Below are 24,372 nucleotides of genomic sequence, written 5' to 3'. Positions count from 1 at the left end.
CCGTGGCTCAGCCTCTTGCGTCCCGGGCAGCACTTTGGGCTGACGGGTAGCCTCGCAGATGGCCGCTACACCCGCCGCCGCGGCGCATGAGGGGGATTCGATGGCACTCGCAGACTTCAAGCTCGAGGATCGCTTCGACCGCGTCGAGGGCGATGTCGCCATGTCAGGCGTGCAGGCCTTGCTGCGCGTGCTGCTGGATCAGCTTCGGGCAGACCGCCGCGACGGGCTGAACAACGCGGCCATGGTGTCGGGTTATCGCGGGTCGCCGCTGGGCGGCATCGACTCGCTCATGACCACCAACGCCACCGAGCTTGAGCAGAACAACATCATCTTCGAGCCCGGCCTCAATGAGGATCTGGGCGCCACGATCGTGTGGGGCAGCCAGCTCTCGAATCGCAACTTCGAGGGCCGCTTCGACGGTGTGCTGGGCATGTGGTACGGCAAGGCGCCGGGGGTCGATCGCTCCGGCGACGCCATCAAGCACGCCAACGTCTGCGGTGTCGACCCCAAGGGCGGTGTGCTGCTCGTTGCGGGCGACGACCCCGCTTCGAAATCCTCGACGCTGGCTTCGGAGTCCGAGCCGGTGCTGATCCACTTCCAGACGCCGATCCTGTACCCCGGCTCGGTCCAGGAGGTCATCGACTACGGGCGCTGGGGCTACGAGCTGTCCCGCTACAGCGGGTTCTGGTCGGCGCTCAAGATCGTCACCAACGTGGCCGACGGCTACGCAACCGTGCAGGTCGGCCCCGGCCGTGTGTCGGTCACCCGTCCCGAATTCGAGTGGGAGGGCAATCCCTGGGCGCACACCCAGCAGGACGCCCTTTTCGGCCCCAACGCGGTGCGCATGGAGCTCGAGATCCACGAGGGCCGCATGGTCGCAGTCGACGAGTTCGTGGCGGCCAACAAGCTGAACCGCCAGACCGTTCCCACCCGCGACGCCCGGATCGGCCTCGTCGCCGCAGGCAAGACCTACTACGACCTGCGCGAGGCGCTCGACCGCATGGGCCTCGACGACATCGAGCTGGAGCGCCGCGGCGTCCGCATCTGGAAGCCGGCCGTGGTGTGGCCGCTTGAGCCCACCAGCTTGCGCGAGTTCGCCGACGGGCTCGACGTGATCGTCGCCGTCGAGGAGAAGCGCTCGATCATCGAGACGCTCATGAAGGAGAATCTCTACGGCGTGGCCGGCGCGCCCGTCGTGCTCGGCAAGCGCGACCAGCAGGGCGGCTTCTGGTTCCCGGGCCACGGCGAGATGGACGCCGATCTCATCGCGCGCAAGATCCGGCCGTTCCTGGTGGACCGGCTCGGTCCCGAGGGCATCGGGCCCGCTGTGCCCGAGCGCATCACGATCCCGCTCGCAGTCACCACCTCCAAAGGCGAGAAGGCCGCCGGCCGCACGCCGGGGTTCTGCTCGGGCTGCCCCCACAACCGCTCGACCTGGGTGCCCGAGGGCTCCGAGGCTGGCGGCGGCATCGGCTGCCACGGCATGGCGGCCATGACACCCACCCGCAACGTGCGCGGCACCACCCAGATGGGCGGCGAGGGCTGCCAGTGGGTCGGCGCCGCGCCGTTCGTGACGATGGAGCACCGGTTCCAGAACATCGGCGACGGCACCTACCACCACTCCGGTTCGCTGGCGCTGCGCCAGGCTGTGGCCGCCGGCACCAACGTCACCTACAAGATCCTCTACAACGGTGCGGTCGCCATGACGGGCGGTCAGGACATCGACGGCGGCATGGCCGTGCCGGAGCTGACCCGCTCGGTGCTTGCCGAAGGCGTGGCCAAGGTGATGGTGGTCACCGACGACCCTGACAAGTACCCCGCCGATGCCGAGTTCGCCCCAGGCACCGACGTTTGGCATCGCGACCGCATGGACGAAGCACAGCGCCTGCTGCGTGACATCGAGGGCTGCACGGTGCTGATCTACGACCAGGCATGCGCAGCCGAGCTGCGGCGCGACCGCAAGCGCGGCAAGGTGGCCGAGCCCGACACGCGGGTGTTCATCAACGAGGCCGTCTGCGAGGGCTGCGGCGACTGCGGCGAGAAGTCGAGCTGCTTGAGCGTGCAGCCCATCGAGACCGAGTTCGGCCGCAAGACGCAGATTCACCAGTCGTCGTGCAACAAAGACTTCACCTGCCTCGACGGCGACTGCCCGGCGTTCATCGAGGTGGTCCCTGCGGGGAAGATCCCCACCAAGGCCACGGTGGCGATCGAGCACATCGGCGACGACCTGCCCGAGCCCGACCGGATCGATGAGGGCAACATCTTGATGATGGGCATCGGCGGCACAGGCGTCGTCACGGTGAACCAGATGCTGGCGACGGCGGCCCTGCTCGACGGCAAGACAGCCAACGGCCTCGACCAGACCGGTCTTGCCCAGAAGGGCGGCCCGGTGCTGTCGAACCTCAAGGTCCGGAAAATGGGTGCGAACGGCGATGACACCTCGGCGGCGGATCACGACGGGGGCGACGAGGCCAACAAGGTCGGGCTCGGCGAGGCCGATGCTTACATCGTGTTCGACCTGCTGACCGGCACCAATCCGGCGAACCTCGACAAGGCGCTGGCGGGCAAGACCGTTGCCGTCGTGTCGTCGTCGAAGGTGCCCACCACTTCGATGGTGCGTGACACGTCCGCCGAGTTCCCCGAGTGGACCGCCTTCCAGCGGGTCATCGACGAGTCCACCAGTCCCGAGCGCAACGTCTACTTCGATGCGGGCACGCTGTCTGACAGCCTGTTCCGCTCGCACATGCCGGCCAACGTGCTGGTGGTGGGCGCCGCCTATCAGGCGGGCGTGGTGCCGATCAGCGCTTCGGCGATCGAGCGGGCCATCGAGCTGAACGGCGTTGCGGTGGAGATGAACACCCAGGCGTTCCGCATCGGCCGCAAGATCGTGCTCGACCCCGACTTCTTGGGAACGCTCGAGGTCGAGCGGGTCGGCAAGGTGAAGCGTGACATCGGCCCGTCAGGCCGTGAGCAGGATCTCATCGACACGGTGCCCAGCCAGTCCGAGGAGCTGGCACGGCTGCTGCGCATCCGGGTGCCCGACCTGGTGGCCTACCAGAATCACGCGTACGCAGCGGCGTACGCCAGCTTCATTGCCAAGGTGCGTGAGGCCGAGGCTGCAGCGGGCAGCGAGACGGCGCTCAGCGAGGCCGTGGCGACGTACCTGTACAAGCTGATGGCCTACAAGGACGAGTACGAGGTGGCCCGGCTGCACCGTTCGGGGGCGTTCCAGCAGGCCGTGCGCGACCAGTTCGGCGACAAGACCGATGTCACCTACAAGCTGCACCCGCCGATCATGCGGCGCATGGGTGTCGAAAAGAAGATCGGCCTCGGCCGGTCGGGCGACATGGCGTTCGCCCTGCTGGCGCGGATGAAAGGCCTGCGCGGCGGAGCGCTGGACGTCTTCGGCAAGACCGCTCACCGCAAGATGGAGCGGGAGCTGATCGACGAGTACCGCGGGATGATCGAACGGGCACTCGACACGTTGAGTGCAGGCGACGATGCCGCCTACGCCCGCGCGGTCGAGATCGCCGAGCTTCCCGACATGATCCGCGGCTACGAGGAGATCAAAGAGAACAACGTCGAGCTGTTCCGGGCCCGCGCCGCCGAACTCAACGCCTGAGCGGGGCGGCATGGTGGCCAACCGGCCGAGTTGATCGCCTGACACCAGGGCAGGGGCTTCGGCACGGCCGCGTGGCGTTCGTAGGCTGTGATGTCGTGACTGACGCCCACCCAGGGCCTTCGCCGATGCCCGAGGCCCTGAAGGGCCTCGACATTGCGCCATCGGTGCTGGACCTTGTGGGCCGCACGCCGATGGTCCGGCTGAGGAAGGTCGAGCCGCACATCGCAACGCCGGTCGTCGCCAAGCTGGAAACCACCAACCCCGGCGGCTCGGTGAAAGACCGCGCCGCGGTGGCGATGATCGACGCCGCCGAAGCTGACGGTTTGCTGCAGCCGGGCGGCGTGCTCGTGGAGCCCACTTCGGGAAACACCGGCGTGGGCCTCGCCGTGGTCGCTGCGCAGCGCGGCTACCGGTGCATCTTCGTATGCACCGACAAGGTGGCGCCCGAGAAGGTGGCGCTGCTGCGGGCCTATGGCGCAGAGGTGGTGGTCTGCCCGGTGGCCGTTGCACCTGACGATCCACGCTCGTACTACTCGACCGCGGAGCGCCTGAGGAGCGAGACGCCGGGCGCCTACTCGCCGAACCAGTACGGCAACCCGACAAACCCCCAGGCGCACTACGAAACCACCGGACCAGAGATCTGGGCACAGACCGAAGGCCGCATCACCCACTTCGTGGCGGGTGCAGGCACAGGCGGCACCGTCACCGGCGTAGGTCGCTACCTCAAAGAACAGGATCCCGGCATACAGGTCGTGATCGCCGACCCGCCGGAGTCGGTGTATGTCGGCGGGGACGGGCGGCCCTACTTGGTGGAAGGCATCGGCGAGGACTTCTGGCCATCCACCTACGATCCCGGCGTCGTCGACCGTGGAATCCCCGTGACCGATGCCGAGTCGTTCGCGATGGCACGTCGGGTTGCCCAGCGCGAGGGTCTGCTGATCGGCGGTTCCGGCGGTACGGCCGTGACGGGCGCATTCGCCGTTGCCGCGGAACTCGATGCCGCCGGCCGCTCGGAGGAGTCGCTGGTGGTCACGCTCATCCCGGATTCGGGCCGGGGCTACCTCAGCCGGGTGTTCGACGACGAGTGGATGGCACAGATGGGGTTCCTGCCGCAGGAGCCTGGGCCCGGAACGGTGAGCAGCCTCGTCCATGGCGAGTTCGTGTTCGTACGGCCCGACGACACCGTGGCTGCTGCGCGGCGATGCATGGATCGGACGGGATTGCGTGCCGTTCCGGTATGCGAGGGCGAGATGCCCCTGGCTGCTGCTCAGGTGGTGGGCTCGGTTGCCCAAGACGGGCTGCTGGCGGTGGAGGGCAGCAGAAAGGTGTCTGCGGCGATCGAACCGCCTCTGCCTGCCGTCGGCATCGGAGAACCAGTCGGTCGAATCGCTGAGCTGCTGGCCCGCGCCGACATGCTCGCAGGACCCGAGGCGGTCGTGGTCTATGACCGGGGCAGGCCCGTCGCGACGCTCGGCGCGGACGCAATTGGAGGCAGTTGATGCTGGGTGGCGATCCGCAGGTGTCGGGCTTCGAGGACCCCGACGAGTTCGGCTTCGAGACGCGGGCGATCCGGGCAGGCCAGCCCCACGACCCCTACACGGGTGCGGTGGTCACGCCGATCTCACTGGCCACCACTTTCGCCCAGGAAGCCGTCGGCCAGCCCCGGCACGGCTACGAGTACGGCCGAACGGGAAACCCGACCCGTCACGCCTATCAGGTCTGCGTGGCGTCGCTGGAAGGAGCCCGGCACGGGTTCGCATTCGCCAGCGGGCTGGCGGCGTCGGATGCGCTTCTGCGGGTGCTGCGCCCGGCCGACAGCCTGCTGCTCGGCGATGACGCCTACGGCGGCACGTTCCGCCTGATCGACAAGGTGTTCGGCAACGCGGGCGTCAGCATGGCTGCCGTCGATCTCACCGCTCCCGACAAGATCCGCGACGCCTGGACGCCGAGCACCCGCATGGTGTGGCTGGAGACGCCCACCAACCCGCTGCTCACGGTGTTCGATATCGAAGCCATCTGCGCCGTCACTCACGATCTGGGAGGCATCGTGGTGGTGGACAACACGTTCGCCACGCCGTACTTGCAGCAGCCGCTCGCGCTCGGCGCCGATGCTGTCGTGCACTCGGCCACCAAGTACCTCGGCGGACACAGCGATGTGGTCGGCGGTTTCGTGGCCACCAACGACGACGAACTGGCCGACCACCTCGTGTACACGCAGAATGCCGTGGGCGCCGTGCCCAGCCCGTTCGACTGCTACCTGACGCTGCGGGGCATCAAGACGCTCGGCGTGCGAATGGACCGCCACTGTGCAACCGCTCATGCAGTGGTCGAACTACTGGAGGAGCACCCGGCGGTGCGGTCTGTGCTGTACCCCGGGCTTGTTGATCATCTCGGGCACGACATCGCCTGCGGCCAGATGAGCGGCTTCGGAGGAATGGTGTCGTTCCGGTTGCACGGCGGGCGATCTGCGGCGGAGCAGGTCGCAGTTTCGACCAAGGTCTTCACGCTGGCGGAGTCGCTGGGTGCAGTTGAATCGTTGATCGAGCATCCCGGAGCGATGACCCACGCGTCGGCGGCTGGTTCGGCCTTGGAGGTGCCTGACGACCTCGTGCGGCTGTCGGTGGGCCTCGAAACAGTCTCGGACCTGCTGGACGATCTCGGCGCCGCGCTCGACGCCGTATGAAATACGGCCCATAAGCGGCTGGCCTGCAATGATGTGCGCATCAGCCGCCGTATTGCCCGCTGGCGCGCCCGCGCGCGACGAGGAGAGAAGCGATGGAAGGCAACATTGCCTGGATACTGACTTCAGCGGCCTTGGTGCTGTTCATGGTGCCGGGGCTTGCGCTGTTCTACGGCGGCATGGTGCGCGCCAAGAACGCGCTGAACATGCTCAACATGAACATGTGGTGCCTCGGCATCGTGCCGGTGATCTGGGTGCTGGTCGGCTACAGCCTCGCAGCGGGCGAGAGCGGCCTGCCGATCATCGGCGATTTCTCGCTGATGGGCATGGCCGGCATTCACGATGCCGAGGGACTGGCCACGTTCGCCTTCCTGATGACATTCGCAGCCATCACGCCTGCACTCATCTCGGGCGCCGTCGCCGACCGCATGAAGTTCTCGGCCTGGATGGTGTTCGTGCCTGTGTGGTCGCTGCTGGTGTACGCGCCGGTCGTGTACTGGGTGTACGGCGCTGACGGCTGGATCTTCAACCTGCCCGCCCACGACTTTGCGGGCGGCACCGCCATCCACGTGAACGCCGGCGCGGCCGCCATGGCCCTGGCACTGGTGGTCGGCCGTCGCTCCGGCTGGCCCGACAACCGGCCGGTTCCCCACAACGTGCCGTTCGTGATGCTGGGCGCGGGCATCCTGTGGTTCGGCTGGTTCGGCTTCAACGCCGGTTCGGCCCTGGCGGCCGACGGTGCGGCGGCGCAGGCCTTCGTCAACACGTTCATCGCTGCGGCCGCCGGCATGGTGGGCTGGGCCTTCGCCGAGTACGCACGGCACCAGCGGGTGTCCACCATTGGCATCGCCTCCGGTGTCGTGGCGGCGCTCGTGGCCATCACACCGGCGGCGGGCTTCGTGGGCTCCATGCACTCACTGGCGTTCGGCGCCATCGCCGGCGTGGTCTGCTTCTTCGCCATCGAGGCTAAGTTCCGGGTGGGCTTCGACGACAGCCTCGACGTGGTCGGCATCCACTGGGTCGGCGGCGCGGTCGGCGGCGTGCTGCTCGGCTTCTTCGCCGATGCTTCCGCGGTGCCTGGGGGCGACTTCATCGACGGCGTGTTCTTCGGTGGCGGCGTGCTGCTGTGGAACCAGATCCTGTCGATTGCGGTGGTCACCGTGTACTCGTTCGCTGCCACGTGGATCATCGCCAGCGTGATCAAGGCCACCATGGGCATCCGGGTCTCGGCCGAGGTCGAGATGGCCGGAATCGACGTGAGCGACCATGGCGAGGCCGCTTACCAGATCGAGTAGCCCTACGGGTGACGGCGGGCCTATTCGTGCCGCCGCTAGGTTGCCCGCCGTGACACAACCCCACGAGACGGCCGAGACCGCCGCAGACGCGGAGCCCGTCTACGACGACTACGACCTCGCGCCGTCCGATACCGAAGTCCGCCAGTTCGAGCAGGAGCGGTGGATCCGGCCGCCGGGCGCGACCGAGGTGCTGCTGGTGCGCCACGGTGCATCCCAGGCCTTCATCCCCGGCGAGCCGTTCCCCATGCTCGGCGACCAAGGCGACCCGGCGTTGGCCCCGAAGGGGCACGAGCAGGCTGAGGCGATGGCCAGCCGCCTGGCGCACGAGCCGATCGACGCGCTGTACGTGTCGTCGCTGCAGCGCACCCAGCAGACGTTCGCGCCCCTTGCCGAACGGCTGGGCATGACCCCGACGATCGAGCACGATCTGCGCGAGGTGGCGCTGGGCGAGTGGGACGGGGGGCGCATCCGCCAGTTCGCGGCCGACAATCACCCTCTGTACGAACGCCTGCACATTGAGCGGCGCTGGGACGTCATCCCTGGCGCCGAGTCGAACGAGCAGCTCATCGGCCGGTGCATGGCGGCACTCGGGCGCATCGCCGACGCACATCCCGACCAGCTGGTGGCTGCATGCGTGCACGGCGGCGTGATCGGCGCCGTACTGGCGCACATCACCGAGTCCACGCCGTTCTCCTTCGGCGGTTCCGAGAATTGCTCGATCACCCAGGTAGTTCGGTGCGACGGCGACTGGGTGCTGCGCCGGTTCAACGACTGCTCACACCTCGACAACCACCTGCACCACGGCTGAAGCTTCACCCAGCCACCCTGAAATCGCCCGATGCACCTGCTGTGCGGCGTGTCGGGGGGGGCAACGGCCCAAGCCGTAGGGTTCGAAGATGAAACGCCTCATCGGGCCGCTGATGGCGTTTGCACTCGTGGCTGCCGCGTGCAGTGACAGCGCAACGGACTCATCTCCGGACACCACCGCCACGGCGGCCGTCACCACGACGACCATCAGCGAAACCGCACCCGCCACGACGTCACCTGCCGTCGCCACTGCCCCGGCGCCGGCCACGACCGAGGCCCCTGCTCCGACAACGACCGAGGCGCCGCCTGCCGAGCCGGCCGCAGGCGACTTGGTGTCGGCAGAGCCGGTCGATGCCGGCGAGCTGAACGGTTGGCGCATCACATACCTGTCCACCGGCGTGCAGGGCGACCTAGTGGAAGTGAGCGGGCTGGTCTTCGCGCCGCCCGGCATGCCCGCGAACTCGCCCGTCGTCTCGTGGGCCCACGGAACGACGGGCGTGGCGGATGTCTGCGCACCATCAGCGACCCATCCGGTCGGCTCTGAGATTCCCATGGCGATTGCTGCTGCAGACCACATTGTCGCGGCCACCGACTACGAGGGCCTCGGCACGCCGGGCGTCCATCCGTACCTGGTGGGCCCCAGCGAAGGCCGAAGCACCCTTGACATCGTGCGGGCCGTGCGCCAGATGGAGCTGGGCGCCAGCGACCGCTACGTCGTCTGGGGCCTGTCGCAAGGCGGTCACGCTGCCTTGTGGGCCGGGCAGCTCGCGGCGTCATACGCACCCGAGCTGGATCTCGCCGGGGTCGTCGCCGCTGCGCCTGCTGCTGACATGAGCGGTTTGATGGACACTGTCGGCACCACGGCGCAGGGCTTCGCCGTCATGGCGGCGTTCGCCATGGCGGCTGCCTATGACGACCTCGACCTTGAGGACTATTTCTCTGCCGCGGCCATCGACCAGATGGGAATCGTCGAGGAAGCCTGCCTCGGCGCTGTGTTCGAGGCCTTCTTCGGGCTCGACGACAGCGCGATGCGCAACCCCGACGGCTGGGACGGCATCAAGCCGGTCGGCCCGCTGGCCGAGGTGCTCGCCGCCAATCAGGCCGGCGGAGCGCCGATCGCCGATGTGCCGGTGCTGTTCGTGCAGGGCTGGGCCGATGCCGTCGTGCTGCCCGAGCTGGTCCGTGACCTGCAGGGTGTGTACTGCTCGCAGGGCACCCAGGTGACGCTTGAGGTGTATCCCAACGGGGGACACGTCGACACCACGTTCACGTCCATGGAAGACACGCTCGGCTGGGTGGCGGATCGACTCAACGGCGTTGCCGAGCCGCATGGCTGTGACTACGTCGATCCTGATCTGGCTGAGATCGAGGCGGCTGCGCAGACCCCCGCCGCCTTCGCCGGCACGCTGCTCGAAGGGTCAGCGCCCGAGGGCATCGACAATCTCTTCAGCGAGACCACGACGCCGATCGCAGAGACCTGCCCCGGCACGGCTGCGTTCGGCGGTGCTGAGCCGACGGCCTATTCGGGATCCGTCTGGGTCCAAGACGCCACGACGGGACCGTTCCTCGACGCCTGGATCGCTCGCTTCGAATCGCCCGAGGTGGCGTCGATGGCGCTTGCCGACTTCCAAGCCGAGCTGATTGCCTGCGGCGAATTCGTGGACCCGGGCACGACAGCGCTGGGATCGTTCAGTCCCGGAGCAGATCCCGGCCTGGGCGACGAGTCGTTCGGCGTCGACTACGCGGGCAACGTGGCCGGCTTCCCGGTCAATCGCTACAGCGCCGTGGTGCGCATTGGCGACACGCTGTACGGCTCGGGCCTTGCGGCCCTGTTCACCGAGCCGGACGTCGCTGCCGTGATGCACACACTCAACGCCATCCTCGGCCTCTAGATGATTGGTTCCAAGGGGTTAGTGGTCGTAGGGGGTTAGTGATCGTGGGGATCGTTCGGGGTGGTGGGCTCTGTTGTGCCAGATGGCGGCGGTGAGGGCGAGGATGCGGGTCAGGACGCGCACGGCGACGCCGGCGCGGGTGCGGCCGTTGTGGCGTTCGAGGCTGAGCTGGCCTTTGAGGGTGTCATAGACCGATTCGATGATCTGGCGGAAGGGCCGCAGGAACCGCTGGTGGGGGCGGTCGGGCTCGTTGCGGGCAGCGGGCCGCACGACGGTGATCGCGGCGCTGTTGAGGTCGGCTTCGAACGCTTTGCTGCGGTAGCCCTTGTCGACGATGAGGGTCTGGCCGGGCCGTGTCAGGCCTGCCCGGTCGATCATGGCAGCGCAGATGTCGCGTTCGTCGGCTTTGGCGCCGGCGAGCGCGAACGCGACCGGCAGCCCTGCGGGGGTGGCGATCATGTGCAGCCGCAGCCCCCAGAACCAGCGCGAATGGGCCGCGCACCAGCCGTACTCCGCCCATTCGGCGAGACCGGAACGCTGGGCGGTCTGGCGGCTGGCGCCGCACGGCACCGGCGTGGAATCGGCCAGCCACACGTCGTCGTGCCAGTCCGGGCAGTCACGGGCCAGCGCCGCGATGACACGGCCGATCATGTCCCCGCAGCGGCGCAGCCGCTTGTTGAAGCCGTCGTGATTGGGCACATAGGGGAACCACGGCACCAGATGCTCCTGCGCGAAGCGCACGAAGCGGCGCTCGGAGTCGAACCCCAAAAGCGCCGAGATCACCGCCAGGGTGACCAGCTCCGCGTCGGACAGCCTCGGGGCGAACCCCACCTCGGGCCGCCGCGGCGCCCAATGCGGATTATCGGCCAACAAGTCGTCTATCCGCACATACAGTGCAGTCGCGAGGGTGTCCAAGTCCGGGCCCATGCTGAGAACCTCCAACATCGAAGCGTGAATACACACCCCGAGCTTGGACACCCTCACCCCACCAGCGGTGGACCCCCGCCCACCCCTTGGAACCAATCATCTAGGGGCCTGCGAGGAAGGCACCGAGTGCGGCAGTGAGCATGGCGGGGTCATCGCTGCCGCCGAGTTCGCGAGCCGAGTGCATCGAGAGCTGGGGCGAGCCCACGTCGACGACGCTCATGCCCAGCCGCGAAGCCGTGATCGGTCCGATGGTCGAGCCGCACGGCAGGTTGCCGCGGTGCGAATAGAGCTGGTGGGGCACACCGGCCGCGTCGCACGCCGCTACGAAGCGGGCGTGCGTGCGCGCATCGGTGGCGTAGCGCACGTTGACGTTGGTCTTGACGACCGGGCCGCCGTTCAGCAGCGGCAGGTGCTGGGGCTCGTGGCGCTCGGGATAGTTCGGATGCACCGCGTGGGCCCCGTCGGCTGAGACGCACAGCGAACGAGTCACCGCCCGCAAGTACTGCTCACGGCTGGCGCCCAGCGCGGCCGCGATGCGCTCGAGGGCATCGGCCAAGATCGGGCTGCCGGCTCCGGTGGCGGAGTCGCTGCCGATCTCCTCATGGTCGAACAGCACGACGACCGCTGCCGCGTCGTCGGGAAGCGAACTCAGGCTGGCCAGCGCTTCGAGGGCTGCATGGCACGATGCGAGATTGTCGATGCGACTGGCGGCGTACATCTCCCCGATGCGTCCCAGCTGGGCCGGCGGCGTGAGGTCGTGCGCCATGACATCCCACGCCAGCACGGCGTGGGGGTCGACCTCAAGCTCGTCCGCCAGAAACTCGCGGAATCCCGCAGAGCTCGGCTCGCCGAGCCCCCACACCGGGGTCATGTGCTGCTGGCGGTCGAGCTTCAGCCCGTCGTTCACGTCGCGGTCGAGGTGAATCGCGAGCTGCGGGACGCGCAGCAGCGCCCGGTCGCAGCGCCACAGCACGGTTCGGGACCCGGCCGCTGGGTCGTCGCCGTCCCCGTGCTGCACCTCGACGCGTCCCGACAGGCCGAGGTCGCGGTCAAGCCACGAATTCAGCAGCACGCCGCCGTACACCTCCACGCCAAGCTGGCGGTAGCCCAGCGTGCCGCTGTCGGGCCGGGGGCGGATGCGCAGGTTGGGGCTGTCGGTGTGCGCGCCGATCACACTGAAGCGCAGCCGCTCAGGGTCGACCTGGGCGCCGGCTCGCACCGCCAGCACGCTGCCACCGTCGCGCACCACGAATCCCTGTGCAACGTCGAGTTCGCTCCATGACTCGCTGCGGCCGGCCTCGACATAGCCGGCCGTCGCCAAGCGTTCGACCGCCGCCGCAGCCGCATGAAACGGCGACGGCGACGCCTCGATGAACTCGAACAGCGAGTCGAGCATGTGGCCCTTACGCGTCGGCGTAGGCGGTGATGATGTCGCGGCTGAAGTCATCGAAGCGGGAACGCGACATCGGATTGGTGATGAGCCGGGTGATGCCGATCGCTGCGTATTTCTCCACCCACTCGGGAGTAGCCATCCCGATTGTCGTGAAGTCGAGCTTGTCGGGGTCGCGCCCTGCCTTCTCTGCGCAGCGCTTCGCATGGTCGAAGAGCATCGCCATCTCGGCGAGGTCGCCTGAGACGGGGAAGAACCCGTCGCCGTGCTCGCCTGCGCGGCGGGCGGCACGCTTGCTGTCGCCGCCCACGATGATCGGGATATGGCCCGACGGCTGGGGGCGGCAGTACACGCGGTCGAATGAAACGTGCTCGCCGTCAAATGAGCAGACGTCCTGCTGCCACAGCGCTCGGTAGGCGTGCAGATGCTCATCAGTGATGTCGCCGCGGTCTGCGAACGGCACGCCCAGCGCATCGAACTCCTCTTCCAGCCATCCGGCGCCCACGCCAAGCAGCACGCGACCCCGTGAGAGGCGATCGAGCGTCGCAACTGCCTTCGCCGTGACGGCGAAGTTGCGCTGCGGCACGATCAGAACGCCCGTGCCCAGCTTGATCTCCGACGTCACCGAGGCCACGAAGGCCATCCACATCAGCGGATCGGGAATGTCGATGTCGTCACGCTTGCCGGGCATCTTGCCGTCTTCGGCGTACGGGTAGGGCGTCTGGTAGCCCTCCGGTACCACCACATGCTCGACGGTCCAGAGCGATTCGAAGCCCGCTCGCTCCGCCTCCTGCGCATACGCGATGGCCGTCTCACCATCAACCTGCGGACCCGTATTGGCCAGTGTCATGCCGAACTTCACTGTGTATCTCTCCCCACGTCGCCGTAGGTCGTAGTCTGCCCCTATGCGACGCATCTCTGCTCTGTTCGTTGTGCTTGCCCTCGCAGCCGCCGCGTGCGGCGGCGGTGACGATCCGCCTCCCGCCACCGAGGCCGCCGCGCCCACCACCGCTGCGCCGACCACAGTTGCCACTACTGAGGCTCCGCCGCCCACCACCACCGAAGCACCGCCGCCCCCGACCACGGAGGCCCCGCCGCCAACCACAGCGGCTCCGCCTCCCACCACCACTGAGGCTCCGCCTCCCACCACCACCGAAGCCGCCGCGGAGGCCAACGCATTGCCGCCGGCGGTGGAAGGCGCCCTGCTGGAAGGCCAGACACCCGAGGGCTTCGACACCCTGCAGACCGCCACCAACATTCCGCGGGCTGAGACCTGTCCCGGCACACCGGCCTACGGCGGGATCGTGCCGGTGGCGTACTCCGAGTCGGTCTGGGCGGCGGATCCGCTCACGGGTCCGTTCCTCGATGTCTCCATCTCCCGGTTCGAGTCGCCCGACGTGGCTTCGCAAGCCTTCAACAACTACATCGTGGAGGTCATCGCCTGCGGTGAGTTCCCCGAGCCGTCCACCGGTGCGGTGGGTGCGTTCAGCGAAGGCGAGAACCCCGGCTTGGGCGACGAGTCGTTCGGCACCGACTACACGGCCACCTTCCAGGGGCTGCCGGTCAACCGCTACGGCGTGCTCGTACGCATCGGCGACTCCATCTACAGCTCGGGTGCCACCCACGTCTTCGTGGATCCCGACAAAGCCACCGTGTTCGAGGCGCTCAACACCTTCCTCGGCCAGTAGACGATCGGTCGGCCTGACTCGGCGTTGAGATGCCAACGCTGAAAGCGCCGACGCTGAACTACAGCGCGGAGCAGCTGCGCGGCGACGTTTTCGGAGGCCTCACTGCGGCGGTCGTCATGCTGCCGCTGTCGCTGGCGTTCGGCGTGGCCTCGGGCCTCGGCGCGATCGCCGGCCTCTACGGCGCCGTCGCAGTCGGGTTGCTGGCGGCGATCTTCGGCGGCACGCGGACACAGATCTCCGGGCCCACCGCGCCGCTGTCGGTGGCGATGTCGGTGGTGGTGATCGACTACGCCGGCGGCGACATCGAAAAAGCCCTGGCGATCGTGGTGCTCGCGGGGATCGTGCAGGTATTGCTGGGAGCACTGCGTCTCGGCAGCTATGTGTCGTACACGCCCTACCCGGTGGTGTCGGGATTCACTTCCGCAGTCGGGTTGATCATCATCGTGGTGCAGCTGATCCCGCTGCTGGGGCACGAGGTGGCGCTCGGCGGCGTGTCGGCATCCATACGAGCGCTCCCTGATGCCGTGGGCAACGTCGACATCGGCGCCTTCGCGCTCGGCGTGCTCAGCGTCGCCGTCTGCCTGCTCTGGCCCCGCCGCTTGCGCCAGGCGTTGCCGCCGTCGGTCGCTGCGCTGCTCGTCTGCACGGTGCTCAGCGTGCTGTGGATCAGCGACGTGGCGGTTATCGGCGATGTGCCCTCAGGACTGCCCGAAGTGCGGATGCCGTCGTTCAGCTGGGGTGACGTCGGCGGGGCTATAGCGCCTGCGGTCACGCTCGCATTGCTCGGCTCGGTCAACAGCCTGCTCACTGCGATGGTCGCCGATTCGATGACTCGCGATCAGCATCACCCCAATCGTGAGCTGCTCGGGGTCGGTGCCGCCAACGTGCTCATCGCGTTCATCGGTGCGGTGCCCGGGGCGGGTGCGACATCGGCGACCGTGGCCAATGTCAAGGCAGGCGGCCGCACGCGGGTGTCCGGGGTGCTCTGCGCGGTGGTGCTGGGTGCGCTGGTGCTCGGATTGGGACGGCTCGCCGAAGTCATCCCACATGCGGTGCTCGCCGGCATTCTCATCAAGATCGGCTTCGACATCGTCGACTGGGACTACATCGCTCGGGTGCGTCGCACCCGGCTCGACCAGTACGGCGTGATGGCGCTCACGCTGACCCTGTCGATCGTGGCGGATCTCGTGGTGGCGGTGGGTGCGGGTCTGATTGCCGCAGCGATGACCGGCGCCCGGCAGTTCGAGCGCCTCGAACTCGACGAGGGCGTGGTGTCGACCCCGTTGCTGGACATGACGTTCCTGTACGCCCCCGGCAGCGACGACGCTGAGGGCGACGAACCCGGCGGCATCAGCCTGGCGAACCTCGATCTCGACGGTCCCGACCCGTTCGCGGCGCGTACCGGACTGCTCTCGCTGCGCGGTTCCTATACGGCGTCGTCGTCGATCAGGCTGTTCAACTCGATCAACCACGATGTCGAAGAGCACGAGGTGGTGATTTTCGATTTCAGCGAGACCCGGCACATGGACGACAGCGCTGCGTTCATGATGGGCCAGCTCATCGACGTGGCGCTGGACTCGGGCGCCAAGTGCATCGTGATGGGACTCGAGGAGTCGCAGGCAACGAGCGTCAGGGAGCTGAACGTGCTGCGCAGCGTTCCCGCGGAGAACTTCGTCGACGATCTCGAGGGCGCCCGGGTTGTGGCCCGCCGGCTCCTCGATAGCCCCGAGGGCGACGAGGCTGGCGAGGGAGACGACGGCTAAACGCCGGCCTTCGCAGCCGCCTTGGCTGCTCGGCGTGCTGCCATTTGCTCTCGGTGTGCAAGCGTGCGGTCGATGTAGGGCGCGATCGCGGGCGTCTTGCAGCCGGTTTCGCCGTGGTCGACCTGTATGGGCCCGATGCGGGCGTCGACCTCGAGCACCGTGCGCCGCAGGCTCTCGTCTTTCAGCCCGATCGCGATGAGCACGCCGTTCATCTCGTGACGCACCCGGTTCGGCCGCTCGGCGATCTCGGCATCGATCTGCGCCACCAGGCCGCGCAATTCGCTGGCGGACCAGATGTCGGCCTGCTCGGCGGTGCAGGCCACGATGAACCAGCCCACCGATGCAGGCCACTCGGCGGGCGAATCCCGCCACTCGTCGCTGAGCTCACGTGCGTGCGGCGACTCGGAGAGCTTCCCGCCGAGCGCCTCGGCGAGGACGTAGTTGTCGACATCACGAAGCCATCGCCGGGCGCGGGTCTTGGTCATCGCAGACGCATCGGCGATGCGCAGCGCCAGCACTCGGGCGTCGTGATTGCCTGAATCCCACAGTTCCGCCGCGAGCGCATGATCTGTCTTGAGCGGCTTCGCGATACGGCCGAGGTCTTTGTAGCTGACGCCGAACATCGGCTCGGCGGCGCCATGGCGCGCGTACACCTTGCGATTCTGCGCCGTGCCGGCGAGCTGCAACTGCGCCATCACATCCTGCAGCGTCGACATAGCACCAAGCCTTCTGAGGCGTCTCTGTTGGATATGTGGAAAACCGCACCGGCTGGCGGAATGTCGCTGCGATCACACATCATCGCACCTCCGCCGGGTAACTGGAAGCTACATCGGACGGCGTGTGCCTGCATACGCCCGCCCCTGCGGAGATCTGCTGCGGGCGCCAGGCAGACAACTCGTAGGGTGCAGGGCCGTGCGCGGGCTTGGCATTCGACACGGCGGGCAGCCGGTGGCGACGATGGCGCTTGGCACTGTCTCGGTGGCGGTCTTCCTCCTGACGCACCGTCTCACCCGCGCCTTGGCGTTCACCCAGGGTTCGCTGCGATTCTCCGCGCTCGAGGGTTACAGCACGTTCGGTCCCTATATCGCCGACTTCTACGGGGCCAGAGAGCTCCTCACCGGTGCGTTCCTGCAGACAGACTGGTGGCGAATCTTCACAGGCGCGTTCCTGCACATCGACCTGCGCCACCTGCTGTTCAACATGGCGGTGCTGTTCTTGCTCGGACGACGGCTTGAGCGTTTCGTGGGTCCATACGTGCTGGCGGGCATCTATGCCGTGTCACTTGTCGGCGGTTCTGCTGGGGCGATGCTGCACCGTCCCGAGAGCGCCGTCGTGGGGGCATCAGGCGCGGTGTACGGCGTGATGGGCGCAGCATTTGTCGTCGAATACCTGCGGGGCGGCAACCCGTGGCGAGACGGGCTCGGCAGCTTGATCATCATCAACGTCGTCATCTCGTTCCTCATCCCCAACATTTCCGTCGGCGGGCATCTCGGGGGGCTGGCGGCAGGTGTGCTGGCCGGTTTCGCCATCGGCGACACCAGCAGGCGGCGGCACCCGCCGACGCTTGCCGAGCGGCTGTCGAACGAGCCCATCGACACACGGATGCGCCGCTCACCGGTCGCGGTGTGGGCTCTGCTGGCATTGATTGGGGCCGCAGCGTTCGTCATCGCACTGGCAGCAGCGACCACGTGGCGCGACCCGCTCTTCTAGCGCCGGAGCGTGAGCACCAGACGCTCAGGGGACCACGTCGGTCGGCGCCGGATCCGACTCGCGGTTGATCACGATCGCCGCAATCACCGCCACGATGCCCACCGCCTCGCGCATGCTGGGCACCTGCGACAGCCACACCAAACCGATCAGCGTCGCCGTCACCGGCAGCAATGCTTGCAGCAGTGCGAATCTCGCCCGGGCCAGCCGCTGCATCACGAGCTGATCGATGCCGTAAGGGATGACGTTCGACAGCACACCTGCCGCCACGCCGCCTGCCAGCAGCAGCGGCGCCCCCGCCGCCGCGCCGAGGCCGCCGGCGCCAGCGGTGCCGTCGATGATGCCCACCGGGCTGATCACCAGCGCCCCGATGAGCATGCCCACGCCCAGCCCGTCCACCGCCATCCCGGCCCGCGCCACCCGGTGCCCCAACACGATGTACCCCGCCCACAGCGCACCGGCGATCAGCGAGAACAGTGCACCGAGCTGGGCCTCTGGCGGCGCGAGTCCCGCCAACGCCACCACCCCGCCGACGGCAAGCGCCAGCGCCCCGCTCGAGCGCAGCGTCCGGGTGCCAAATGCCGCCACGGCGATCGGCCCGATGAACTCGATCGCCACCGAGTTGCCGAGCGGCACCCGCTCGATGGCCAGGTAGAAGAACAGGTTCATCGATGCCAGCGCCGCCCCGAAGGCGGCCGTCCAGGCCAGTTCGTTGCGTGACCAGCTCCGTCGCCACGACCGGCGCAGCAGCACTACCACCGCTCCGGCACCGGCCACCCGCAGCAGTGCGACCGTGCCCGGCCCCAGCTCGTCGAACAGCTCGAACGCCGTGGCAGCGCCGAGGTATTGCGACACGGCGCCAACGGTGAACAGCGCTTCGGGCGACACCCTGCCTGCGCTCCAGATGCGTTCGACAGGTGCGCTCAACTAGGTACCTTCCCGTGACAGTGGTCATCTAGGGTGAGGGCCAGACGCATACAGCTTGGCGAACCATGCTGACGCTCGTGCACGATTCAGGTGGCTGCGGCCGTGTGCGACAGGCGCACGAGGTGATTTCGCGAGGACTCGCTAGGCGAATTCAGGGAGGAATATGCGTATGAACAAGAAACTGATGACGCTGTTGGCGGCACTCTTTGCGCTGTCGCTGTTCGCCGCTGCATGCGGTGACGACGGCGACGGCGAGGCCGCCGACACAGCAACGGCACCAGCGGCAACCGAAGCGCCCGACGAGCCGGCCGACGAACCCGTCGACGAGATGATGGACCATCTCGGCGACGGCTCGCTCGGCGAGGTCACCGTCGACGCCGGCGGCGCGGTGCAGATCCGCTCGCTCAATGCCATCACCGGCGACGTCGCCTTCTTCGGCCTGCCGCTCGAACGTGCGGTCATACTCGCAATCGAGGACTACGGCCCCATTCACGGCTTCGACGTCGACTTGGGCACCACGCTCGACGACCTTTGCTCCAACGACGGCGGCCAGGCAGCAGCCCAGATCGTCGTAGCCGATGAGGACGTGCTCGGCGTGATCGGCACGTCATGCTCGGGTGCAGCGGTAGCCGCAGCACCGCTCATCACCGATGCCGGCATGGTGATGATCTCAGGCGGCAACACGTCGCCTGCGCTCACGTCGGACCTGGCGGGCACGCCGGGCGAGAACTACAACGTCGGCTACTACCGCACGGCACACAACGACCTCTTCCAGGGTGCTGCAGTGGCCAAGTTCGTCTTCGGCGAGCTCGGTTTGACCACTGCCGCAACGATCCACGATGGAGACCCGTACACGCAGGGCCTCGCGCAAGCCTTCGCCGACGCCTTCGAGGCCGAAGGCGGCACGATCACCGGGTTCTCGGCGGTCAACAAGGAAGACACCGACATGGTGCCGGTGCTGACCGAGATCGCGGCGGGCGGCCCCGCAGCGCTGTTCTTCCCGATCTTCCAGCCCGCCGGCGACTTCGTCGCCGATCAGGCACCGGGAGTGTCGGGATTGGAGGACACGGTGCTGCTCGCGGCCGACGGTTTGCTGAACACCAACTACCTGGCGCTTCCGCAGACCGCGGGCATGTATTTCTCGGGTCCCGACTCTCGTTTCGGCGAGAACGTGAACCAGAGCACCGGCAAGACGGCACAGGACTTCCTGGCCGCCTACGAGGAGCGCTGGGGCGAGGCGCCTGCTGCCCCGTTCTGGGCCCACGGTTACGACGCCACCACGATGCTGCTCGACGCCATTGCTGCTGCGTCGTACGTCAACGCCGACGGCAACCTGAACGTCGACCGCCAAGGCATCCGTGACTACCTCAACAGCATCGAGGGCTTCAGCGGCCTGATCGGCACCATCAACTGCGACGACTTCGGCGACTGCGGCGCGGCCCGCATCACCGTGGTTCAGAACATCGGCGGCGAGGAGAACGCGGTGGCCAGCATGGACAACGTCGTGTTCTCCTTCGTTCCGTGAGCACACGGGGGCGGGTCCCAAGAGGCTGAACCGAATGGCGAAGCCGTGGCCCGAGCGGCCCGTGAGCGCAGCGAACAAGAGCGGGAAACAATGGCAGTACCACGAGAAGCTGCGCTAATTCGCGCACGCTCTAGGTCGGTCGGTCACGGCCTTCTAGGGTCGATTCGGTGATGGATGAAGGGGCGCCCCCCAACGGGGCGCCCCGCCCCCGGCTCCCGCGGGCCCGCGCCCGGCTCTTGCGGCCCCGCACCCGGGTCGACTGGTTCCTCACGGTCATCCGAGTGGCGGTGCTGATCGTCCTGGCCGTCGGCTTCACGGCCTTCATCGCCCAGGAGATCAACCCCGACAACCCGTTCGCCCGCTGGGCGAACCCAGATGCCACCGGCCTCACCGGGGCGCAGTTCCGCGGGCTGGTGATCTCGGGCGTCGCCCAAGGCTCGATGTACGGGCTGATCGCGCTTGGCTACTCGATGGTCTACGGCGTGCTGGGGTTCATCAACTTCGCCCACGGCGAGGTGTTCATGGTGGGCGCCATGACCGGCATGATCACCTCCAACAAGCTGGCCGACGCTGGGTTGTGGGAGTCGAACTTCATCGGCTCGCTGGTGTTCATCGTGGTGGTGTCGATCATCGTGTCGTCGCTGACGGCAGTGGTCATGGAACGGGTGGCCTACCGGCCGCTGCGCGGGGCGCCGCGGCTGATCCCGCTGATCACCTCCATCGGCGTGTCGTTCTTCTTGCAGAACGCGTCGGTGGTGCTGCTGGGGCCGGCCAGCAAGTCGTACCCGAACGTGCCGGACTGGGTGAAGGCCAAGCACACCTTCCTGCAGATCGAGGGCGCCAAGATCCTGGTGATCGTGGTGGCTGCGCTGTCGATGGCGGCGCTGTGGTACTACGTCGACCGCACCAAGACCGGCAAGGCGATGCGGGCCGTGGCCGAGGACGCCGAGATTGCCTCGCTCATGGGCATCGACGTGAACCGCACCATCGTGAAGGTGTTCGCGGTGGGCGGGGCGATGGCGGGCATGGCGGGGATTCTCTGGGGCATCCTGTTCCGCAGCGTCATCCACACCACCGGTTTTCTGCCGGGCATCAAGGCGTTCAGCGCGGCGGTGGTGGGCGGCATCGGCCACTTGGGCGGTGCGATGGCGGGCGGGCTGTCGATCGGGGTAGCCGAGTCGGTGGGGCCACTGCTGATCCTGGAGCCGCTGGGCGTGAGCGGGGTGTCGCAGCTTCGTGACGCCGTGGCGTTCTCGATGCTGATCATCGTGCTGCTGGTGAGGCCGGCCGGACTGTTCGGCGAGCGGCTGCCCGCGGAGGATCGGGCATGAGCTCGGCGGAGCTGTGGTTGCGGGCTGGCTTGCTCGGCGGGCGGCTGCGGGCGGAGGATCGGGTATGAGCTTGGCTGAGCCGCCGGCCGCGCCCGGGCCGAGCCCCACCGCCAGTTCCGGCGGTGACGGCACCAGCGACGATGCGCCGCCGCGCCCGCCGTTCGCGCAGGACTGGCGTCGCATCGCTCGCATGGGTGCCATCGGCGCCATCGGGCAGATCTTCATCTCGCTGTCCAACATGCCGGTCAAGCTCGACGGCCGGGCGATCATCGAAGGGATTCTCAGCCTCGGCTATCTCTCGCTGGTGGTGCTGCCACTGGCGGCAGGCAGCCGAGTCGGCCACCAGATCCGCCGAGAAGGCGTGCCATACCACCGCGCCGGCGCCCACGAAGTCATCGGCGGGGCCGCATGCGGCGCGCTCGTCGGCGGGGGACTGTCGCTGCTGGCGGTGCTCATTGCCAACTTCGACTTGCGCGAGCCGCTGGTCAACTGGAGCCCGATCCTGGCCGACCTGCTGGGCTTCAACCGCGGCACGGCGTTCGCAGTGCTCATCTGGCTCGCCATCGGCACAGCCGTGGGCGCTGCGGGCGGCCTGCTGCGAGTGGTGCCGCCGGTGATGCGGCGCGTGCTGTGGACCATGGTGCTCACCCTGTTCGGCTCGGCGGTGCTCGAATCGCTGACCACCGACCTGGCCGAGGGCATGGGCATCGAGGGGCTGATCGACTGGTTCTATGCCCCCCGGGGCGGGCTCACCATCACCGGTGCCATCGCTCTCGCCGCCGGATCGGGAGTGCTGGCGTTCGTGGCCCGGGGCCGCATCAAGGGGGCTAAGGCCCGCATCGACGCGCTCGAAGGCCCCGCCCGCAACCGGGCGCATCTGGGCTTGATCCTGGCCACCGCTGCAGTGCTCGTCATCCTGCCGATGTTCGCCGGCAAGCTCACCAACGAGCTGCTCGCCAACGTCGGCCTGTTCGTGCTGCTGGCGCTGGGGCTGAACATCGTGGTTGGCCTCGCCGGCATCCTCGACCTAGGCTACGTGGCGTTCTTCGCCGTGGGCAGCTACAGCGCAGCGGTGCTCACCGCCGCCACATCGCCGAAGATCCACCCCGAGCTGCCGTGGTTCGTGGCGCTCATCGGCGTCGTGCTCCTGACCGGGTTGGTGGGGCTGTTCATCGGCGCCCCAGTCATCCGCATGCGTGGCGACTACCTCGCCATCGTCACGCTCGGCTTCGGCGAGATCATCCGCCTGCTGTTCCTGTCGGACTGGCTGTCGGGATGGTTCGGCGGCTCCCAGGGAATCACCAACATCCCGGGTGCGGAGATCTTCGGCCTGGCCGAGGTGGCCGGCACCGATCCGCGCAGCGTCTTCTACCTGGTGCTCGCGTTCTGCGCGATCGCCATCTACGTCTCGTGGCGGTTGGAGCGGTCGCGCATCGGCCGTGCGTGGATGGCGGTGCGCGAGGACGAAACCGTGGCCGAGGCCATGGGCATCAACACGGTCAACGTCAAGCTGCTGGCGTTCGTGGTGGGTGCTGTGCTGGGGTCGTTCAGCGGGGCGATCTTCTCGGCGAAGGTGGGCTCGGTGTTCCCCGCCAGCTTCCTGATCCTGGTGTCGATCGTGATCTTGGTGGTGGTCATCTTCGGCGGAATGGGCAACATCGTCGGCGTCATCGCCGGCTCGGCGGTGCTGATCGGCGTGCTCGGCGGGCCGAAGCAGCCGGGCCTGCTGGCGGAGTTCTCCGAGTTCAAGCTGCTCATCTACGGGGCGCTGCTGGTGTGGATGATGCTGGCCCGGCCCGAGGGCCTGATCCCCAGCGTGCGCCGCACCCGTGAGCTGCACCAGGAAGAGCTGGCTCAAGACGCCTGGCTGCGCGGCCAGACCGAAGACGACAACGGCGGCGACGATGTTCGCCAGCCATCGGGCGAGTCGTCATGAGCGTCACGACGCCGTCCGGCACCCCCCAGGATTCCGCCGCCCAAGCTGCGCAGGTGCCCATTCTCGAAACCCGGGGCCTCGGTGTTGACTTCGGCGGGCTGAAGGCGCTCGACGGGCTGGATCTAGCCGTGTATCCGGGCGAGATCGTCTCGGTCATCGGCCCCAACGGTGCCGGCAAGACCACGCTGTTCAACGCCATCACGGCCACGGTCGCCGCCAGCGAGGGCGACATCTGTTTCGAGGGCGAGTCGCTCATCGGTCTCGACCCCAACCGGGTCACCTCCCGGGGCATCGCCCGCACCTTCCAGAACGTCCGCCTGTTCGCCAACATGACCGTGCTCGAGAACGTGATGGTCTCCCAGCACTGTCGCACCCGCCAGAGCGTGTTCGGGGCGCTGCTGTTCACCAAGGCGTTCCGCAACGAAGAGGCCGAGATCACCGAGCGGGGCAAGGAAGTGCTGTCGTTCTTCGGCAGCCGTCTGACGGGCTACCGGTTCGACCAGCCCGCCTACACCCTGTCGTATGCCAACCGGCGGCGGCTGGAGATCGCGCGGGCCATGGCCACCCAGCCCAAGCTCATCCTGCTCGACGAGCCTGTTGCCGGCATGAACCCCACCGAGTCGGCCGAGCTGACCGGCCTGATCGGGCGACTGCGCGACGAGTGGGGCTTCGCCATCGTGGTGATCGAGCACGACATGGAGGTGGTGCGCGAGGTTTCCGACCGGGTGGTGGTGCTGGACCACGGCGTGAAGATCGCCGAGGGCGACTACGCCGACGTCTCGGTGGACCCTCAGGTCATCGAGGCGTACCTCGGCCACGGGGCGACGGCATGAGCAGCGCCGCAAGCGGCGCGGCGGGCAGCGCCAGTCAAGACCGCGGCAG

18 protein-coding genes are annotated in these 24,372 nt (G+C 67.9%); 13 read left to right on the top strand and 5 right to left on the bottom strand.

The genetic code is table 11. From position 1 onward, the window contains the following. Positions 1–58 precede the first annotated feature (58 nt). The 6 genes from ACOQPE_RS00870 (at position 59) to ACOQPE_RS00845 (ending at position 10,296) form a co-directional block, all read left to right on the top strand. On the top strand, positions 59–3,622 hold the full coding sequence (locus ACOQPE_RS00870; protein ID WP_420610061.1) for an indolepyruvate ferredoxin oxidoreductase family protein: 3,564 nt from the start codon (positions 59–61) through the stop codon (positions 3,620–3,622). A 125-nt stretch (positions 3,623–3,747) separates the two neighbouring features. Then, entirely contained in the window at positions 3,748–5,121 is a 1,374-nt protein-coding gene (locus tag ACOQPE_RS00865; RefSeq protein ID WP_420611332.1) for a pyridoxal-phosphate dependent enzyme, read from the top strand. After that, positions 5,121–6,305: a cystathionine gamma-synthase gene (locus tag ACOQPE_RS00860; protein WP_420610060.1), complete on the top strand. Its 1,185-nt coding sequence runs from the start codon at positions 5,121–5,123 to the stop codon at positions 6,303–6,305. Before ACOQPE_RS00865 ends, ACOQPE_RS00860 begins: the two co-directional genes overlap by 1 nt. Positions 6,306–6,397: 92 nt before the next feature. After that, positions 6,398–7,597, top strand: coding sequence for an ammonium transporter (locus tag ACOQPE_RS00855; RefSeq protein ID WP_420610059.1), 1,200 nt, complete (start codon positions 6,398–6,400; stop codon positions 7,595–7,597). A gap of 49 nt (positions 7,598–7,646) precedes the next feature. Further along, positions 7,647–8,405, top strand: a complete 759-nt coding sequence (locus ACOQPE_RS00850) for a histidine phosphatase family protein (protein ID WP_420610058.1) — start codon at positions 7,647–7,649, stop codon at positions 8,403–8,405. Positions 8,406–8,493: 88 nt separating this feature from the next. Then, entirely contained in the window at positions 8,494–10,296 is a 1,803-nt protein-coding gene (locus tag ACOQPE_RS00845; RefSeq protein ID WP_420610057.1) for a lipase family protein, read from the top strand. 18 nt (positions 10,297–10,314) lie between these two features. On the opposite strand, the gene ACOQPE_RS00840 is transcribed toward ACOQPE_RS00845, so the two are convergent. From ACOQPE_RS00840 to ACOQPE_RS00830, 3 genes are all read right to left on the bottom strand, one after another. Further along, positions 10,315–11,223: an IS982 family transposase gene (locus ACOQPE_RS00840; RefSeq protein WP_420610056.1), complete on the bottom strand. Its 909-nt coding sequence runs from the start codon at positions 11,221–11,223 to the stop codon at positions 10,315–10,317. 100 nt (positions 11,224–11,323) lie between these two features. After that, positions 11,324–12,670: a M18 family aminopeptidase gene (locus tag ACOQPE_RS00835; protein WP_420610055.1), complete on the bottom strand. Its 1,347-nt coding sequence runs from the start codon at positions 12,668–12,670 to the stop codon at positions 11,324–11,326. Beyond that, complete coding sequence (locus ACOQPE_RS00830) at positions 12,627–13,463, bottom strand: LLM class F420-dependent oxidoreductase (RefSeq protein WP_419855700.1); 837 nt, start codon at positions 13,461–13,463, stop codon at positions 12,627–12,629. The genes ACOQPE_RS00835 and ACOQPE_RS00830 overlap by 44 nt, the downstream gene beginning before the upstream one ends. Before the next feature lie 55 nt (positions 13,464–13,518). Here ACOQPE_RS00830 and ACOQPE_RS00825 point away from each other — a divergent pair, with 55 nt between their 5' ends. After that, positions 13,519–14,301, top strand: coding sequence for a hypothetical protein (locus ACOQPE_RS00825; RefSeq protein ID WP_420610054.1), 783 nt, complete (start codon positions 13,519–13,521; stop codon positions 14,299–14,301). A 29-nt stretch (positions 14,302–14,330) separates the two neighbouring features. Continuing rightward, the gene (locus ACOQPE_RS00820; protein ID WP_420610053.1) at positions 14,331–16,064 is read left to right on the top strand and encodes a SulP family inorganic anion transporter; all 1,734 of its coding nucleotides are present in this window, start codon (positions 14,331–14,333) and stop codon (positions 16,062–16,064) included. Here the strand turns inward: ACOQPE_RS00820 and ACOQPE_RS00815 are convergent. Then, the gene (locus ACOQPE_RS00815) at positions 16,061–16,780 is read right to left on the bottom strand and encodes a DNA alkylation repair protein (protein WP_420610052.1); all 720 of its coding nucleotides are present in this window, start codon (positions 16,778–16,780) and stop codon (positions 16,061–16,063) included. The genes ACOQPE_RS00820 and ACOQPE_RS00815 overlap by 4 nt on opposite strands. A 196-nt stretch (positions 16,781–16,976) precedes the next feature. On the opposite strand from ACOQPE_RS00815, the gene ACOQPE_RS00810 reads away from it, so the two are divergent. Then, positions 16,977–17,774 (top strand): rhomboid family intramembrane serine protease, encoded by a 798-nt coding sequence (locus ACOQPE_RS00810; protein WP_420610051.1) that lies wholly within the window; start codon positions 16,977–16,979, stop codon positions 17,772–17,774. A 24-nt stretch (positions 17,775–17,798) separates the two neighbouring features. On the opposite strand, the gene ACOQPE_RS00805 is transcribed toward ACOQPE_RS00810, so the two are convergent. Next, positions 17,799–18,698 (bottom strand): EamA family transporter, encoded by a 900-nt coding sequence (locus ACOQPE_RS00805; RefSeq protein WP_420610050.1) that lies wholly within the window; start codon positions 18,696–18,698, stop codon positions 17,799–17,801. A 169-nt stretch (positions 18,699–18,867) separates the two neighbouring features. On the opposite strand from ACOQPE_RS00805, the gene ACOQPE_RS00800 reads away from it, so the two are divergent. The 4 genes from ACOQPE_RS00800 (at position 18,868) to ACOQPE_RS00785 (ending at position 24,323) form a co-directional block, all read left to right on the top strand. Beyond that, on the top strand, positions 18,868–20,223 hold the full coding sequence (locus ACOQPE_RS00800) for a branched-chain amino acid ABC transporter substrate-binding protein (RefSeq protein ID WP_420610049.1): 1,356 nt from the start codon (positions 18,868–18,870) through the stop codon (positions 20,221–20,223). Between the two features lie 170 nt (positions 20,224–20,393). Continuing rightward, on the top strand, positions 20,394–21,554 hold the full coding sequence (locus tag ACOQPE_RS00795) for a branched-chain amino acid ABC transporter permease (protein ID WP_420611331.1): 1,161 nt from the start codon (positions 20,394–20,396) through the stop codon (positions 21,552–21,554). A gap of 64 nt (positions 21,555–21,618) precedes the next feature. Further along, on the top strand, positions 21,619–23,490 hold the full coding sequence (locus ACOQPE_RS00790) for a branched-chain amino acid ABC transporter permease (RefSeq protein WP_420610048.1): 1,872 nt from the start codon (positions 21,619–21,621) through the stop codon (positions 23,488–23,490). Next, the gene (locus ACOQPE_RS00785) at positions 23,487–24,323 is read left to right on the top strand and encodes an ABC transporter ATP-binding protein (RefSeq protein ID WP_420610047.1); all 837 of its coding nucleotides are present in this window, start codon (positions 23,487–23,489) and stop codon (positions 24,321–24,323) included. Before ACOQPE_RS00790 ends, ACOQPE_RS00785 begins: the two co-directional genes overlap by 4 nt. Positions 24,324–24,372: the final 49 nt, after the last annotated feature.

The sequence above is a fragment of the Candidatus Poriferisodalis sp. genome (genome assembly GCF_965219595.1).
Classification (GTDB): domain Bacteria; phylum Actinomycetota; class Acidimicrobiia; order Acidimicrobiales; family Poriferisodalaceae; genus Poriferisodalis.
This window is presented reverse-complemented; position numbering and strand designations above follow the sequence as displayed.